Origin of the sequence: Aeromicrobium alkaliterrae, from assembly GCF_039529015.1 — a bacterium.
GTDB classification, from domain to species: Bacteria; Actinomycetota; Actinomycetes; order Propionibacteriales; family Nocardioidaceae; genus Aeromicrobium; species Aeromicrobium alkaliterrae.
In genome coordinates this window covers 818,469-833,817 of sequence record NZ_BAAAME010000002.1, presented here as the reverse complement: position 1 = coordinate 833,817, position 15,349 = coordinate 818,469, and the positions used below count along the sequence as shown (strand labels likewise).

Sequence of the window (15,349 nt, the reverse complement as noted above, 5' to 3'; positions counted from 1 at the left end):
CCGTGAACGAGCCGTTCGAGATTCACCGTCGGGTGGGGCTATACGCCGCCGTCGCGGGCCTGTGCCTGTTGGTCGCGGCCGGGCTCGGCTACGTGGCGTACGCGCGCCCGGAGCCGCTGGTCTACATCGGCACGGGCGTCCTCGTGGTCCTCGCCGTCGCGCTCCTGCGGGGAACTGTCGACGCCCGCACACCGCTGTTCGTCGCCGACGACCACGGGGTGCGCCTGCAGACCGACGACGGCTGGATCGGGCTGCTCTGGGACGAGATGGGGGAGATCCGCGTGGAGCCCCGGTACGGCATCCGCGACGACGCCCGCGTCAAGGTCATCAGCCTCGACGGGCGCAAGGTCTACTCGACGCCGGTCGGCTTCGCGACGACCGTCGGACCCGAGCGCGCGATCGCCGAGTTGGCGCGTCGCCGCGGCCCTGCCGCATACTGAGGCGTTCCCGCCCCCGCCTGAGAGGCACCCATGCCTGAGCCGACCTCCGGCCCCACGCAGTCCGCGCCCCCGAGCAACCTCAACATCGCGAACGCCCTGACGGTCCTGCGCATCGTCGGCGTCCCGTTCTACGGATGGCTCCTGCTGAGCGACGGCGGCTCCGACACGGAGCTGCGCGTCTGGTCGTTCGTCGCGTTCTCGCTGCTGATGATCACCGACCGCATCGACGGCGACCTGGCCCGCAGCCGCGGCCTCGTGACCGACTTCGGCAAGCTCGCCGACCCGATCGCCGACAAGGCGCTCACGGGCATGGCGTTCATCGGCCTGGGCATCATCTTCGACCACTGGCTCTTCTGGGTCGTCGCGATCCTGACCCTCGTGCGGGAGTGGGGCATCACCGTGATGCGCCTGTTCATCGCGAAGTATGGCGTCATGCCGGCGAGCCAGGGCGGACGCATCAAGACCACGATGCAGGCCGGTGCGCTGGGTCTGTACTCGCTGCCGCTCGAGATCTGGGACACGACGGCGAGCGACATCACCACCTGGGTCGCGCACGTGTTCCTCGCGGTCGCCTTCGTCATCACGATGGTCACCGGCGTCCAGTACGTGATCGACGCCCGCAAGCTCCGGGCCGACTGGCTCGCCGCGCAGGACGCCTGAGCCGGTGACGGTCGCCGACGAGCTCGTCGCGCTGCTCGTGGCGCGCGGGCTCACGGTGGCGACCGCGGAGTCGCTCACGGGCGGCGCGGTCTGCGCCGAGCTCGTGTCGGTCCCCGGCGCGTCGGCCGTGGTCCGCGGCGGAGTCGTCGCCTACGCCGCCGACGTCAAGCGCGACGCGCTCGGCGTGCCGGAGGCGCTGATCGCGTCGGTCGGGACCGTCGACGCCGCCGTCGCCCGGGCGATGGCCGAGGGCGTGCGCGAGCGCCTGGGCGCCGACGTGGGCCTGGCGACGACCGGCAACGCCGGACCCGACCCGTCCGAGGGCAAGCCGGTCGGCCGCGTGCACGTCGCGATGGCCACCGCGAGCGGCACCGAGGACTGGGTCCTCGACCTCGAGGGCGACCGGCCCACGATCCGCAGGAGCACGGTCGACGTCCTCCTGTCGCAGGCACTCGCTAGGCTGGCAGGACCGGCAGGCGCTTGACGGAAGAACTCCGGTCCGTCCGGCGTTGTCACCGGTACCACCCCGTGCTCCAGTCGGTACGGTGGTGCACGACCGAAGAACCAGTGGAGGTACGGCCATGGCCACGATGCGACAGCTCGTCGGCGAGGTCCTCCGTGCGCACCGTGCGGAGCAGGGCCTGACCCTGCGCGCGGTCTCCGGTCGGGCCCGCGTCAGCCTCGGCTACATCTCCGAGATCGAGCGCGGCCAGAAGGAGCCCAGCTCCGAGCTGCTCGCGGCTCTGGCCGAGGCGCTCGACGTGCCGCTCTCGTCGGTCCTGCGCGACGTCGCCGACCAGATGGAGCTGCACGAGCTCGCCACGCAGCAGGTCGCGCCCGCCCCGCTCGCCAGCGTCTCCTCGATCGCCGTCGACGGCGTCCGCGCCTCAGCGGCCTGAGCCGGAGAGTCCAACAGGGCCGCAGCTGACGGCCACCTCGTCGTTGCCGAGTGCCGTGGCGCTCCTCTAGCGTCCGCCTGCGTACGGCTTCACGTGAGCGAGGAGGAGCGACGGATGCTGAGCGACGCCTTCCGAGCGATCTTCATCCTTGCCACCGCGCTGCAAGTCGTGGTGGTGGTGACCTTGTGCGTCCAGGCCGCTCGGGCGCGCCGCACACGCTCCGAGGTCGAGGTGACCGTCATCACCGCGTCCGACACGATCGCCGCGGTCCTGCTGTTCGTGGGTCCGGCTGTCATCGCGACCGTGCTGGCCCGTGGTTGGTCGGGCCTCGACACATCGGACCTGCTCGTGTACGGAAGTGCGTTTGGCATCGTCGCGGCGGCGCTGATGGGCTGGGGCCGGCGGCATGACCATCCAGCCGCGTCCTGGGCCCTCCTGCTTCCGGTGGGGATGGGGGTCGTCGCGGGTCTCGTGACCGTGTGAGGGAGGCGGGCTCGGCCAACGCTTGGAGGACGCGTGTCATGCTGTTCTCGATGAGGCACAGCGAGTTCTGGGAGCGGATGGACCTGCACCTGGGGGAGTCGTACGCCCGTGTCTGGGCCGACACCCAGGTCATCGGCGACCTCGACCACCGCACGCCCACCGAGGCGCTCGACGCGGGTGTCGCGCCGAAGCAGGTCTGGCGCGCGGTGCACTCGCGCCTGCAGCTCCCGCCCAGCGAGCGCTGACGCGACACGCCGGCGTGTCGCGCGCCGGCTGCGTGCCTTCGAACACCTGTTCCCGTACTGTCGTCCCCAGGTAGACGCACCGAGAGAGCTGTCCACAGACGGATCGACGAGGTCCACAAAATGTCCGTGGTCTCTCCTAGCGTCGTAGATGCCGCGCCACCCACGACAGAACGGACACCCCGCATGCCTCCCAGGACCGCAACAGCCCCCGTCACCCGACTCACCGGTGAGGGCAACGGCTCGTCGGACGAGCGCGCCAAGGCCATCGACAACGCCATCGCCCAGATCGACCGCGCGCACGGCAAGGGTGCCGTCATGCGTCTGGGCGAGCGTGGCCGCACCAAGATCGACATCATCCCCACCGGCGCCACGGCGCTCGACATCGCGCTCGGCATCGGCGGTCTGCCCCGCGGTCGTGTCGTCGAGATCTACGGCCCGGAGTCCTCCGGCAAGACCACGGTCGCCCTGCACGCGGTGGCCAACGCGCAGAAGGCCGGCGGCGTCGCGGCCTTCATCGACGCCGAGCACGCGCTCGACCCGGAGTACGCCCGCAACCTGGGCGTCGACACCGACGCGCTGCTGGTCTCACAGCCCGACTCCGGTGAGCAGGCGCTCGAGATCGCCGACATGCTCATCCGCTCCGGCGCGCTCGACATCATCGTGATCGACTCCGTCGCGGCGCTCGTGCCCCGTGCCGAGATCGACGGCGAGATGGGCGACAGCCACGTCGGTCTGCAGGCCCGCCTGATGAGCCAGGCGCTGCGCAAGATGACCGGTGCCATCAACGGGTCCGGCACCACGGCGATCTTCATCAACCAGCTGCGCGAGAAGATCGGCGTCATGTTCGGCTCGCCCGAGACCACCACGGGCGGCAAGGCGCTGAAGTTCTACGCCTCGGTCCGCCTCGACGTGCGACGCATCGAGACGCTCAAGGACGGCACCGACATGGTCGGCAACCGCACCAAGGTCAAGGTCGTCAAGAACAAGCTGGCCCCGCCGTTCAAGGTCGCCGAGTTCGACATCATGTACGGCAAGGGCATCAGCCGCGAGGGCTCGCTGATCGACGTCGGCGTCGACGCGGGCATCGTCCGCAAGGCCGGCGCCTGGTACACGTACGAGGGCGACCAGCTCGGGCAGGGCAAGGAGAACGCCCGCCAGTTCCTGGCCGACAACCCCGACCTCGCCGAGGAGATCGAGCGCCGCGTCAAGGCCCACCTCGGAGTTGGTGTCGAGGCGGCGATCGAGGAGACCGAGGACGACGACTCCACCGTCACCGAGGTCGACTTCTGAGTCTCGCCATGACGACGCACTCGGGTGACGACGAGCCCGCGCGCGAACCGGCCGAGGACTACGCCCTGGCCAAGCAGGTCCTCTACGACCGGCTGGCCGAGCGACCCCGCAGCCGCGCCGACCTCGAGCAGGCACTCGCCAAGAAGCGAGTGTCGGCCGAGGTCGCCGCGGCGGTCCTCGACCGTTTCGAGAGCGCCGGGCTGGTCGACGACGCGGCGTTCGCGCGGTCCTGGGTCGAGGGGCGTCAGCGCGGCAAGGGACTCGCCACGCGGGCTCTTGCGATGGAGCTGCGCCAGAAGGGCATCGACGACGAGATCGCCCGCGAGGCGCTCGCCGAGATCGACCCGGAGTCGGAGCGGCAGTCGGCCCACCGACTCGTCCAGACCAAGCTGCGCTCGATGGCGGGGCTCGACCCGCAGGTGCAGACCCGACGCCTGGTCGGGATGCTCGCCCGCAAGGGCTACCCGCCCGGTCTGGCGTTCGAGGTCGTCCGCACCGAGCTGGGTGCCGAGGCCGAGCCGCTCGACTCGATGTAGGCCGGTGTCCTACGACTCCAGGGTGCGCAGCACCTCGGGGTCGACGCAGCCACCCGCCCAGGCCTCGATCCGCGCGTGGATCTCGCGTCCGAGAAGCCACTGACCGATCGGCTCGGCGATCCGCCGCAACCACGCCGGACGCACCGCGTAGGTGTACTTCCAGGTGGCCAGGCATCCGGCGGTGCCGTCCCGCGTCTCCGGCGTGAACCGCCAGCCGCCGCCGAAGGACGCGAAGAACCAGGGGCCGTCGACCATCGTCATGCCGACCGAGGTCGGCGGTCGGTACGAGACGTACTCGCTCACCATCGACGGCCCCACCCGGGCTCGGGTGAAGGTGCGGACACCCTTGGCGGGCACGGACGCGTCGACCAGGTGCTGGTGCCGGATGAACCGGTCCCATCGCCGGCGCGTCTCGCCGGTGGTCTGCGACACTGCGAACGCGACCTCGGGCGCGACCGGCACCCACGTCCGTGCGACGACCTGTGGCATGGGCCCACCGTAGGCGGAATCCGTCGTGGGCGGCGACGCTGCTGGTCAGAGGGCATTACCTGCGAGTAACATGGTCGCATGGCCTCGACCTATGACCTGTACCGCAAGATCACCGCGCTGCCCCAGGGCAAGCGTCTGTTCTCGATCGCGTTCAGCCAGAAGGCGCCCTACTTCGCCTCGATCCACCTGAAGGTCGACGAGATGTCGCCGCACTTCGCACAGATCACGATCCCGAAGCGTCGCTCGGTGCAGAACCACATCGGCACGGTGCACGCCATCGCCGTGTGCAACGGTCTCGAGGCCGCGATGGGCCTGCTGGCCGAGGCGACCTGCCCGAAGGGTGCGCGCTGGCTGCCCAAGGGCATGGAGGTCGAGTACCTGGCCAAGTCCACGAGCGACCTGGTCTGCACGGCCGAGTCGACCGCCGAGGCCTGGGCCAACGGACCCGACGTGCCGATCACGGTCAAGGCCACCCGCGCCGACGGCACCGTCGTCGTCGCCGGCACGATCCACCTCTGGGTCACGCCGAAGAAGTAGCCCGCCTCACGACGCGTAGCTGTAGCTGTACCCGCCGCCGTCGACCGGGTAGTCCGGGTCGAGCGCCAGGAGGCGCAGGGGCGGCTCGCAGCCGATGGGTGCGCCCCAGTACATGCGGAACGCAAGGTCGCCGTCGGTGGCCAGGTCCAGCTCGGGATAGCCACCGGCCGTCGCGACCCCGATCGCCTCGTCGAGCTGGGTCCGGAGGGTCTCCAGGTCGGCCCGCCACGCCTCCGTGTCGGTGTCGTCGGCCCCGGTCTCGTCCACGGCGGCGATGATCGATCCGACCGCGTCACGGACGGCTGTCAGCGCGGCGACTGGATCGCCGGGGCCGAGGAACGGCAGCGCCTCGGACGCGTCCAGGAAGTCGATGCAGGGCTGCTCGACGGCGTCGTAGACGTCGTCGTCCTCGACGACGTAGTCACCCTCGTAGTCGTCGAAGTACTCGTCGTCCTCGTAGCCCCAGGCGTACCCGTCGTCGGGGAACTCGGTCAGCTCCTCCAGCAGGTCGGCGATGCGCTCGGTGTCGTCGCCACTCCCGCCGCGGGCGAGCGCGACGATCGTCACCGCCGTCAGGCACAGCACGACGACCAGGCTCGTGAGCGAGACGGCCAGCACGGCACCCGGCGACGACTGACCTCGCGATGCGACCTGAAGCGGTAGCGGGGCGGGAGCAGTCCCGGGGGTCTCGTCGGGCGGACGCGGGACCGGCGGCATCGTCATGCGCACATCTTCGGGCACAGAAGGACCACAGCGTGGCGCGTTCGCCGAATCCGTCACCGCGCGGCCAGGTCTGCCCTACATTCGCGTCACGAGGAGGACGTCGATGACCACCACGATCGAGTACCCGCGTTCGTCCTGGGACGCCCAACGGGCGGCCCACCTCGCGGCGCTGTCCCGCGCTCGATGGTCGACGTGTGCTGCGGCGTCGGTGGTCGCGCTTGGTGCGATCGCCGTCGTGGCGCGGTCCGACGGCCCCGCCTGGCTCCTGGCCGGACTCGTGTGGGGGGCGGTCATGATCGGCGTCGTCCGCACCGTCGTGCGCAGGGTCGCAGGCCGCGGCGTCGGTGACGACCTCGCGCAGGCTCTCGCCGAGTCCGGCACCCCCGTCAGCCGGGAGCAGGTGCGGGTGCTGCTCGGCATCGGGAGCTGCTGGTTGGCGGACTACCGGTACCTGTCGGCCGACCTCTCCAGCGTCGACCAGGTCGTGCTCACGGTGACCGACGCCCCGGCGGACGTCGTCGCAACGCACTTCGGTGAGTCTGCCGGCGGCTTCGGAGGAGTCGGGGGCGACGGGGGAGGCTGCTGAGCCCGCGTATCCTGGTCCGGTCATGACGAAGACCTACGAGGTGCGCACCTACGGGTGCCAGATGAACGTGCACGACTCCGAGCGGATCAGCGGTCTGCTGGAGACGGCCGGGTACACCGCCGCCGAGAAGGCGGGCGGTGCGACACCCGACCTCGTCGTGTTCAACACCTGCGCCGTGCGCGAGAACGCCGACAACAAGCTGTACGGCAACCTCGGTCACGTCGCGCAGCTGAAGGCGGAGAAGCCGGGCATGCAGATCGCGGTCGGCGGCTGTCTGGCGCAGAAGGACCGCGCCACCATCACGCAGCGTGCTCCCTGGGTCGACGTCGTGTTCGGCACCCACAACGTGGGTTCCCTTCCGGTCCTGCTGGAGCGGGCCCGCGTGCAGGAAGAGGCGCAGGTCGAGGTGCTCGAGGCGCTCGAGACCTTCCCCTCGTCGCTGCCCACCAAGCGTGACTCGGTCTTCGCGGCCTGGGTCTCGATCAGCGTCGGCTGCAACAACACGTGCACGTTCTGCATCGTGCCGAGCCTGCGCGGCAAGGAGAAGGACCGCCGCCCGGGCGACGTGCTCGCCGAGGTCGAGGCGCTCGTCGCCGACGGGGTCGTCGAGGTCACGCTGCTGGGTCAGAACGTCAACTCCTACGGCGTCGAGTTCGGGGACCGTCAGGCGTTCGGGAAGCTCCTGCGGGCCTGCGGGCAGATCGAGGGGCTCGAGCGCGTGCGATTCACGAGCCCGCACCCCAAGGACTTCACCGACGACGTCATCGCCGCGATGGCCGAGACGCCCAACGTCATGCCGCAGCTGCACATGCCGCTGCAGTCGGGCTCCGACGACGTCCTGAAGCGGATGCGCCGGTCGTACCGACGCGAGAAGTACCTCGGCATCATTGACCGCGTCCGCGCGGCGATGCCCGACGCCGCCATCACGACCGACATCATCGTGGGCTTCCCGGGTGAGACCGACGAGGACTTCGAGCAGACGCTCGAGGTCGTGCGCCAGGCCCGCTTCAGCAGCGCCTTCACGTTCCAGTACTCGCCGCGCCCCGGCACCCCGGCCGCCGACCTGGACGACCAGATCGCGCCCGAGGTCGTGAAGGAGCGCTACCTCCGCCTCGCCGCCGAGGTCGATGCGATCGCGTGGGCCGAGAACCAGGCCATCGTGGGTCGGCGGGTCGAGCTGCTCGTGGCCGACACGAGCGGCAAGAAGGACCGGGCGACCGAGCGTCTCACCGGCCGCGCGCGCGACAACCGACTCGTGCACTTCGTGCCCGCCGACTCGGACGCGCGTCCCGGTGACGTCGTCGAGGTCGAGATCACCCAAGCCGCCCCGCACCACCTGGTGAGCGACCTGCCACCGCTGCTGGTGCGTCGAACCAGCGCTGGCGACGCCTGGGAGGCGCTGAGCGGTCGCACCGAGGTGCGGCCCGGGTCGGCCGTCGGCCTGGGCATGCCGAGCCTCGGCGTCCCGGCACCCCTGCCGCCCGCCCCAGCCTGCGCGATCTGATGCCCCCGGGACCGACCCGGGTCAGACGACCAGCGTCGGGTGGAGCCGGGTGATGGTGACGCGCTGGCGGCGGTAGGCCGCGAGCACCGTGACCGACAGGGCGAGCACCGTGAACACGCCGAGCGCGAAGAAGTCGCGTCCGATCGACTGCCCGCCGCCCGCTGTCGCGGCACGGAACAGGTCGACGACGTACGTCATCGGCAGCAGGTCGTGCAGGAAGCCGAAGAACGCCGGTGCCGTCTCGATCGGGTAGGTGCCTCCGGCCGAGGTCAGCTGCAGGCACACCAGGACGAGCGCCAGGAAGCGCCCGGCTGCCCCGAACAGGGCGATGAACATCTGGTTGATCGCCGTGAAGACGGTTCCGGCGGCCAGCGCCGTGCCGATCAGCAGCAGCCGGTCGGCCGGGTGGATGCCCACGATGCCCTCGACCACGGCGACGAGCAGGAGGGCCTGCACGGCGGCGAGGGCCAGGCCGGGCGCGAGTCCGGCGAGGGCGATGCGCACGCTGCCGGCGGTCGAGGCGATCGCGCGGTCCGAGAACGGACGCAGCAGCAGGTAGATCGCCATCGCACCGACCCACAGCGCCAACGCCATGAAGTAGGGCGCCAGGGCGGTGCCGTAGTTGTCGACGCCGTTGACGCGGTTGGCGGCGTCCTCGATCGGGGTGGCCACGGTGGACGCGAGCTGGTCGCGATCCGCCTCGTCGTACTCCGGGACCTGGTCGACACCCTCGTCGAGCCCTGAGGCGAGGTCGGAGGCCCCCGCCGCGAGCTGGTCGGCGCCGTTCGCGAGCTCGGTCACGCCGCCGGCCAGGGCATCGGCACCCGAGGCTGCGGCGTCGGCACCGGTGGAGAGGCGGCTGGTGCCGTCGGCCAGCGTGCTGGCACCGCCCGAGGCCAGGTCGATCGCGGACAGCAGCGTCGGCACGGCGGACGCGAGCTGCTGGTTGCCGGCGGCGACCTGGCCGGCGCCGGAGGCGAGGGCGGCCGTGTCCGAGCTGACCTGCTGAGCCCCGCCGCGCACGTCGTCGACGAAGCCCTTGAGGTCGCCGGACTGGGTGGCGGCCTGGCGCAGCAGCGAGCAGTCGACGCCCTCAGTCGCAGCGGCGTCGCACTGGTCGGCCAGGGTCACCAGGGTCGCCGCCAGGGTGTCGATGTCGGCCGACGCGTTGTCGGTGGCTCCCAGCAGGGCCTGGGTGACCTGCTGGACGGTCTGGTTGAGCTGCGCCGTGCCGTCGGCCACCTGGCGTGAACCGTCCGCGAGCCGCTGCGTGTCGGCCCCGAGCGTGCCGGTCTGGGACTGCAGCAGACCGAGGCCGGACGCGAGCTGGGAGGCACCGTCGTCGAGCTGCCCCGCACCGTTGGCCAGCTGACGGTTGCCCGCGGCGAGCTGGGTCGCGCCGTCCTCGAGCTGGTCGGTGCCCTCGGCGAGCTCGCCGGCCCCGCTCGCGAGCTGGGCGGCGCCGTCGGCCGCCTCCTGGAGCGAGGCGCGGATGTCGCTGAAGCCCAGGTAGACGTTGTCGAGGTACGTCTCGGTGACCTGGGCGTTGAGCGCGGCGCGAGCGGCGTCGAGGATGCGCTCGGCGATCGTGCCGTTGATGTAGTTGACGCCGTCGTTGGTACGCAGGTCCAGCTGGCCCTGCACGGCCTCACTCGGATCGCCGGAGGTGGAGGTCGCCGCTGCGGAGAGGTTCTCGGGGATCGTCAGCACGGCCTTGTACTCGCCCGAGGCCAGGCCAGCGCTCGCGTCCTCGGCGTCGGTCAGCACCCAGTCGTAGTTGGACCCCTCGTCGTCGCCGATCAGGTTCGCGGCCAGCAGCCGTCCGACGGCGACCGGCTCGGTCGTGCCGTCGGGTCCGGTGATCTCGACGATCTCGTCCTCGTTGACGACGGCAGCGCGGACCTGGTCGAGGTTGCCGGTGGGGTCGAGGTTCGCCCAGATGTAGAGCGCTCCGTACAGGAGGGGCACGATGCTGACCGCCACGACGGCAGCACGCGCAAGACGGCTGCGACGCAGACGCGCGAGCTCGAACCAGGGGAGGGCCGGGGAGGGGATCATGGCAGCATCAGCTCATCAAGGGTGCGGGAGGTGTCGAGCTCCACGAGGTGGACACGATCGGACGGCGGCGGCGCGGCGCTGGGGGAGAGGATGCTCGCCACGAGGGCGACCCCGGACTCGTCCAGCAGGTGCGCGAGAGCGTCCCAGAGCAGGGGAAGCTCGTCGCCGATGCGGAGGTTGTCGGCGTCGTCGAGCACGATCAGGCGCGGCGACTCCTGCAGGGCCAGCACGACGCCGAACACGGTGCGCTGCAGCGGGGTCAGACGCGCGACGGGCGTCCGACCCTCGACGGCCTCGTGCGGCACGCCCCGCACGGCGTGGGCGTGGGCCAGCGCCCGGTCGAGCTGCTGGCGCACCGGGGCCAGCCGCGAGCGCGAGATCCACAAGCCGAAGCGACGGATCGAGAGGCGCTCGGCGATGTGCTGGTCGACGCTGAGGTTGTCGTCCAGGTCGTTGAGCCCGGCGGTCTCGGCGAGCGACACCGAGCGACGGACCGAGCGCGCCTCCTGGGGCAGCAGGAACCCGTTGACGCGCAGGCGGCCGTGGTCGTAGTCCATGCGGCCGGCCAGGGTCAGCAGCAGGGCGGTCTTGCCCGAGCCGCTCGGCCCGTGCACGACCAACCAGTGCCCCTCGGGGAGGTCGATCGACACGTCGTTGTAGACCAGCCCCTGCGTGCCGGACACCGTGAGCCCGGCAGCCGTCACGGCGGCCCGGGAGTCGCGCCGCGGCCACGCCTGCAGCTCGACGCGTCGGTGCAGGGCCTCGCCCTCGACGTCGACGTGGGGCAGGACGCGGTCCAGCGCCCGGGGGAGCGCCCAGGCGCGCTGGCCGAACAGGTGCAGCACGGCCGGCGCGAACAGCATGCGGATCAGGAAGGCGTCGACGAACACGCCGATCGCGAGGGCGAAGGCGATCGCCTTGATGTTGGGGTCGCCGTCGGGCACGAACGCCGCGAACACCGCCAGCATGATGACGGCCGCTGCGGTGACGACGCGCGAGCTGCCCACGAAGCCGTCCACGATCGCGCGACGGGCGTCGCCGGTGCGGACGTACTCCTCCTTCATCCGCGACATCAGGAAGACCTCGTAGTCCATCGAGAGACCGAACAGGACGGCCATCAGGATGATGGGAAGGAAGCTGATGAGTGGTCCGGGGGCGTCGAGGTTGACCACCGGGCCGAGCCAGCCCCACTGGAACACCGCGACGACGGCACCGAAGGCCGTGCCGGTCGAGAGCAGGAACCCGAGGGTCGCCTTGAGCGGCACCACGATGCTGCGGAAGACGATGAGGAGCAGCAGCACCGACAGACCGACCACCACGAGGCCGAACGGCAGGAGCGCCGACTGCAGGCGGTCGGAGATGTCGATGCCACCGGCTGTGAGGCCGGTGACCTGCACGTCGACGCCGTGCTCCTGCTCCCACTGCGGGGCGAGCTCGCGGATCCGGTCGACGAGGTCGTGCGTGGCTGCGGCGTCGGGCCCGGAGGTCGGGAAGACCTGCACGATGCCGGTGTCGCCGGTCCGGTTCGGGGTCGACAGGCCGATCGCGGCGACGCCCTCGAGCCCACGGATGTCGTCGGTGATCGACTCCACGACGCCGATCGGGTCGGTCGAGGTGATGAGGTCGGACGTGACCAGCAGCGGGCCGTTGAAGCCGGGCCCGAAGTGCTCGTCGATGAGGTCGAAGGCCTCGCGCTGCGTCGAGTCGTGCGGCGCGGAGCCGTTGGTGGGCAGGGCGAGGCGCAGGTCCGGTGCCGGGAGGGTCGTGATCGCGAGCCCCACGACGATCAGGACGATCGCGGTCTTCGGGAAGCGGATCACGGCCTGCACCCAGCGGCGCGAGAACCCGCCCGGAGGGTGCTGTCGGTCGGGGGCGAGTCGGGCGCCGGAGCGGCCGAGCATCGCCGGGAGCAGGGTCAGTGCCACGGCGACCGCCACCATCACCGCGAACGCGGCGACGACGCCCATCACGGTCAGGAACGGAATCTGGGCGATGCTCAGGCCGACCAGGGCAATCACGACCGTGACACCGGCGAACACGACGGCCGACCCAGCGGTCGCCGTGGCCCGGGCGGCGGCCTCGTCGGGCTCGACGCCGTCGGCCAGCAGCTCGCGGTGCCGCGACACGATGAACAGGGCGTAGTCGATGCCGACCGCGAGCCCGATCATGAGTGCCAGGAGTGGTGCGGTGCTCGAGATCGTCACGAAGCCGGTAGCGGCGTAGGTGAGGCCGACGGCCACGATCACGCCGACGAGCGCCGTGACGATAGGGATCATGGCTGCCCGGAGCGAGCGGAACATCAGCAGCAGCACGATGAACGCGACGATGACACCGAAGATCTCGACGATCGAGAGCTGCGGACCCGTGTTGGTGAACACGTCGCCGCCGAAGGCCGTGGTGTACCCGGCCTCGTCCAGCGCCGTGGAGGAGGCGACGAGCTCGTCGCGGGCGGAGGGGTCGACGTCCTCCAGCCCGGTGTCGAACTGGACCAGGACCTGGGCGGCCTGGCGGTCGTCCGAGATGCCGACGTCGTTGCCGTCGGCGTACGGCGAGACGATCTCGGTGACACCGTCGACGTCCTCGATCTGTGCGACGGCGTCCTCGATGAGGGTCCGGGTGCGAGGGGAGTCGATCGTCGTGCCCTCAGGGGCCACGACGACCAGCGAGGCGCCGGCGCCGCTCAGCTCCGGGAAGGTGCGATCGAGGGCGTCGATCGCCTCCTGCGACTCGGTGCCCGGGATCTCGAAGGAGTTGCGGGTCCCGTCGCCCAGGACGGCGGCGGCTCCGCCGACGGCGAGGATCACCGCGACCCAGCCCAGGATCACGCGACGGTGGTGGACATACGCCCAGCGGCCCAGTCCGTACAGGAAGGTCGACACGCGTTGACGATACGGTCCTGTATTCGATACGTCAATGTATCCAACGGGTGTCGCGGGTGTCGGTTGAGTCACACGTCCTGCGCACAGATGCGCAGGTCAGGGGCACTTTCGGCGGGCTCAGGTGCGGGCGCTGATGCCCTCGTCGGGGCGCACCAGGGTGCTCGGGACGGAGCAGCCGGTCATGACCGCGTCCATGCGGTCGACCAGGAGCTCACCGTCGACCTCGGGCTCGTCGAACGTCGCGTTCGGGTTGCGCTGCAGCTCGACGACGTACGCGTCGCGGGCGTCGACCAGGAGCTGCCAGTCACCGAGCCAGTCGTCGAAGGGTTCGTCGGAGGCGCGGAGGTCGGGATCGAGGGCCAGCCACCCTTCCAGGACGTCACGGACGATCGCGGTCTGTGCCTCGATGCGGGCGACGCGGTCGATCGCGAGACTGTCGACCTCGACCGACCGGACCTGCTGCAGCGTCGCGCAGCCGGAGTCGATCGCATCGAGGATCTCCGGGTCGTCGACGGTGCTGGGGAAGTCGGAGGTCGAGGCGATCGCCAGGCTGGTGATCATCGCGACGAGCGCGATCGTGCCGACGACGCCGCCACCGATCGCGACCCAGAGCCAGTGCCGCGACACCGGGGGAGGCGGGAACCGCCAGGCGTCGTGCTGCGGGGGGTACGGCGGAAGCGGTTCGACCACGGGGCCATGGTGTCACGGCCGTGGGCCCCGTGCGGGGCCTGCGGCCGACCCACGGACTCGGGGCGACTACTTCTGGTCGCCCAGCTTGTCGACGGCGTCCTTCGCCTTGTCGGATGCCTGGTCGATCTTGGCTGCGTGCTTGCCCCCGGTGGCCTTGTCCGCCGCGCCAGCCGCCTTGTCGATCGCCTGGTCGATCTTGTCGCCGTGCTCGGCGGCCAGGTCGGCGGCCTTCTCCTTGAGCTGCGGGGCGTTCTTCTTGAGCTTGTCGAGCAGACCCATCGTGACCTCCGTGGGGTGGGTTGGTGCCCTCGAGCGTAGTGCGAGACTGGCACCATGGCGCCGATCGATCACGTGGTGGGCGTCGTCGGCCCGACCGGGGTGGGCAAGTCGGACCTCGCGATCGAGCTGGCCCTGCGGCTCGGCGGTGAGATCGTCAGCACCGACGCCTATCAGCTCTACCGCGACCTCGACATCGGCACGGCCAAGGTGCTGCCGCACGAGCGGCGCGATGTGCCGCACCACCTGATCGACGTCCTCGACCTGGGGGAGTCGGCCTCGGTGGCGCAGTTCCAGCGCGCTGCCCGCGAGGTCGTCGACGACTGCCGAGCCCGCGGGGTCGTGCCGATCGTGGTCGGCGGCTCGTCGCTCTACGTCCGCGCCGTGTTCGACGACCTGGACTTCCCGGGCACGGATCCGCAGGTCCGCGCCCGCTGGACCGCGCGGCTCGACGAGGTCGGGGCAGCGCGCCTGCACCGCGAGCTGGCCGCGGTCGATCCGGCGGCCGCGGCGCAGATCCTCGCCTCCAACGGCCGCCGGATCGTGCGGGCGCTCGAGGTCGTGGAGCTCACGGGGCAGCCGTTCCGGGCCTCGATGCCCCCGCACGAGTCCGTCATCGGACCGGCGACGTTCGTCGGGCTGACGGCCGACCTCACGCTTCTGGACGCCCGCCTCGCGGCTCGGGTAGAGGCGATGTGGGCCGCCGGGCTGGTCGAGGAGGTGCGCGGACTTGCCGCTCGTGGCCTGGGTGACGCGCCCACGGCCTCGCGGGCGATCGGCTACGCCGAGGCGCTGGCGTACCTGGCCGGCGAGATCGGAGAGGACGAGGCGCGGGCGCGCACGGTCCTGGGGACGCAGCGGTTCGCGCGCAAGCAGCTGCGGCTCTTCGGCCAGGACCCGCGGGTCACCTGGCTCCCGCACGACGCCCCGGACCTGGTGGAGCAGGCCCTCGAAGTGGTTGTCCCCAGGGGCTGACATCGCTCGGAGGTGTTGTCGGTGGGGCGCTCGGCTCCTTCGTCGCCGTCCCCCCGACTCGTACCTCGCCGGTGCCGGG

18 protein-coding genes are annotated in these 15,349 nt (G+C 71.1%); 12 read left to right on the top strand and 6 right to left on the bottom strand.

Annotation, left to right across the window (positions count from 1 at the left end; genetic code table 11):
- The first annotated feature begins 2 nt into the window (after positions 1-2).
- From ABD127_RS05260 to ABD127_RS05225, 8 genes are all read left to right on the top strand, one after another.
- On the top strand, positions 3-440 hold the full coding sequence (locus ABD127_RS05260; RefSeq protein WP_344198462.1) for a hypothetical protein: 438 nt from the start codon (positions 3-5) through the stop codon (positions 438-440).
- A 30-nt stretch (positions 441-470) separates the two neighbouring features.
- A complete protein-coding gene (locus ABD127_RS05255) occupies positions 471-1,100 on the top strand; it encodes a CDP-alcohol phosphatidyltransferase family protein (RefSeq protein ID WP_344198460.1) in 630 nt (209 codons plus the stop codon).
- Positions 1,101-1,104: 4 nt separating this feature from the next.
- Complete coding sequence (locus ABD127_RS05250) at positions 1,105-1,584, top strand: CinA family protein (protein ID WP_344198458.1); 480 nt, start codon at positions 1,105-1,107, stop codon at positions 1,582-1,584.
- A gap of 97 nt (positions 1,585-1,681) precedes the next feature.
- Positions 1,682-1,999 carry a helix-turn-helix domain-containing protein gene (locus tag ABD127_RS05245; RefSeq protein WP_344198456.1) on the top strand — a complete coding sequence of 106 codons (318 nt, stop codon included), beginning with the start codon at positions 1,682-1,684 and terminating at the stop codon, positions 1,997-1,999.
- 114 nt (positions 2,000-2,113) lie between these two features.
- Positions 2,114-2,482, top strand: a complete 369-nt coding sequence (locus ABD127_RS05240) for a hypothetical protein (RefSeq protein WP_344198454.1) — start codon at positions 2,114-2,116, stop codon at positions 2,480-2,482.
- Positions 2,483-2,532: 50 nt separating this feature from the next.
- Complete coding sequence (locus tag ABD127_RS05235; RefSeq protein ID WP_344198452.1) at positions 2,533-2,727, top strand: DUF3046 domain-containing protein; 195 nt, start codon at positions 2,533-2,535, stop codon at positions 2,725-2,727.
- A 183-nt stretch (positions 2,728-2,910) separates the two neighbouring features.
- Entirely contained in the window at positions 2,911-4,017 is a 1,107-nt protein-coding gene (gene recA, locus ABD127_RS05230; protein ID WP_344198450.1) for a recombinase RecA, read from the top strand.
- An 8-nt stretch (positions 4,018-4,025) separates the two neighbouring features.
- Entirely contained in the window at positions 4,026-4,553 is a 528-nt protein-coding gene (locus tag ABD127_RS05225) for a regulatory protein RecX (RefSeq protein ID WP_344198448.1), read from the top strand.
- A 9-nt stretch (positions 4,554-4,562) separates the two neighbouring features.
- Here ABD127_RS05225 and ABD127_RS05220 read toward each other — a convergent pair whose 3' ends face one another.
- Positions 4,563-5,042, bottom strand: coding sequence for an SRPBCC family protein (locus ABD127_RS05220; protein WP_344198446.1), 480 nt, complete (start codon positions 5,040-5,042; stop codon positions 4,563-4,565).
- Between the two features lie 78 nt (positions 5,043-5,120).
- Here ABD127_RS05220 and ABD127_RS05215 point away from each other — a divergent pair, with 78 nt between their 5' ends.
- On the top strand, positions 5,121-5,579 hold the full coding sequence (locus ABD127_RS05215; RefSeq protein ID WP_344198444.1) for a hotdog fold domain-containing protein: 459 nt from the start codon (positions 5,121-5,123) through the stop codon (positions 5,577-5,579).
- A gap of 6 nt (positions 5,580-5,585) precedes the next feature.
- Here ABD127_RS05215 and ABD127_RS05210 read toward each other — a convergent pair whose 3' ends face one another.
- Positions 5,586-6,302: a hypothetical protein gene (locus ABD127_RS05210; protein ID WP_344198442.1), complete on the bottom strand. Its 717-nt coding sequence runs from the start codon at positions 6,300-6,302 to the stop codon at positions 5,586-5,588.
- A 103-nt stretch (positions 6,303-6,405) separates the two neighbouring features.
- Here ABD127_RS05210 and ABD127_RS05205 point away from each other — a divergent pair, with 103 nt between their 5' ends.
- Positions 6,406-6,888 (top strand): hypothetical protein, encoded by a 483-nt coding sequence (locus ABD127_RS05205; RefSeq protein ID WP_344198440.1) that lies wholly within the window; start codon positions 6,406-6,408, stop codon positions 6,886-6,888.
- A gap of 22 nt (positions 6,889-6,910) precedes the next feature.
- Entirely contained in the window at positions 6,911-8,392 is a 1,482-nt protein-coding gene (gene miaB, locus ABD127_RS05200; protein WP_344198438.1) for a tRNA (N6-isopentenyl adenosine(37)-C2)-methylthiotransferase MiaB, read from the top strand.
- A 21-nt stretch (positions 8,393-8,413) separates the two neighbouring features.
- Here the strand turns inward: miaB and ABD127_RS05195 are convergent, their stop codons facing one another.
- The 4 genes from ABD127_RS05195 to ABD127_RS05180 form a co-directional block, all read right to left on the bottom strand.
- On the bottom strand, positions 8,414-10,450 hold the full coding sequence (locus ABD127_RS05195; RefSeq protein ID WP_344198436.1) for a YhgE/Pip family protein: 2,037 nt from the start codon (positions 10,448-10,450) through the stop codon (positions 8,414-8,416).
- On the bottom strand, positions 10,447-13,329 hold the full coding sequence (locus ABD127_RS05190) for an MMPL family transporter (protein WP_344198434.1): 2,883 nt from the start codon (positions 13,327-13,329) through the stop codon (positions 10,447-10,449). Before ABD127_RS05190 ends, ABD127_RS05195 begins: the two co-directional genes overlap by 4 nt.
- 117 nt (positions 13,330-13,446) lie before the next feature.
- Entirely contained in the window at positions 13,447-14,019 is a 573-nt protein-coding gene (locus tag ABD127_RS05185) for a hypothetical protein (RefSeq protein WP_344198430.1), read from the bottom strand.
- Between the two features lie 66 nt (positions 14,020-14,085).
- On the bottom strand, positions 14,086-14,298 hold the full coding sequence (locus tag ABD127_RS05180) for an Rv0909 family putative TA system antitoxin (RefSeq protein WP_344198427.1): 213 nt from the start codon (positions 14,296-14,298) through the stop codon (positions 14,086-14,088).
- 54 nt (positions 14,299-14,352) lie between these two features.
- Here ABD127_RS05180 and miaA point away from each other — a divergent pair, with 54 nt between their 5' ends.
- On the top strand, positions 14,353-15,270 hold the full coding sequence (gene miaA / locus ABD127_RS05175) for a tRNA (adenosine(37)-N6)-dimethylallyltransferase MiaA (RefSeq protein ID WP_344198425.1): 918 nt from the start codon (positions 14,353-14,355) through the stop codon (positions 15,268-15,270).
- Positions 15,271-15,349 lie beyond the last annotated feature (79 nt).